Origin of the sequence: Pseudoalteromonas sp. S1612 (assembly GCF_005887175.1) — a bacterium.
Lineage (GTDB): Bacteria > Pseudomonadota > Gammaproteobacteria > Enterobacterales > Alteromonadaceae > Pseudoalteromonas > Pseudoalteromonas undina.
Genome location: NZ_PNDH01000146.1, coordinates 1 through 257, shown reverse-complemented (window position 1 = coordinate 257; position 257 = coordinate 1). Strand labels below are relative to the sequence as shown.

Annotated in this window: 1 protein-coding gene; it reads right to left on the bottom strand. The window is 40.5% G+C overall.

The features are described from left to right. Positions 1-18: 18 nt before the first annotated feature. The gene (locus CWB78_RS18455; protein ID WP_249930485.1) at positions 19-207 is read right to left on the bottom strand and encodes a hypothetical protein; all 189 of its coding nucleotides are present in this window, start codon (positions 205-207) and stop codon (positions 19-21) included. Positions 208-257: the final 50 nt, after the last annotated feature.

The following is a 257-nucleotide window of genomic DNA, read 5'->3' as shown; positions in this document are numbered from 1 at the left end:
TACTTCACCAAACTGTCGCTAAAATTGTTTGTAGACATCCGCATAGCCTTGGTGCTTAGCTCTGCGCAATATCTCTTGCTGTAAGTACTGATTATTAGGTTGTATTTCGAGTTCTTTTTTATTGTCTATGTAGGCATCATTGCCTTGCTTTGCCGTTTCATATAACAACCCTGATAAGTAAACACGTGTACGCCTTTTGAAAGCCATTTATTACCGAGCGAGTTAACTTATCCATGCCTGGGTAGTGTTGCTGTGCT

What these genes read in the sequence shown, in the direction of transcription:
- CWB78_RS18455 (WP_249930485.1), bottom strand. Translation starts at nt 207, where the DNA reads ATGGCTTTCAAAAGGCGTACACGTGTTTACTTATCAGGGTTGTTATAT.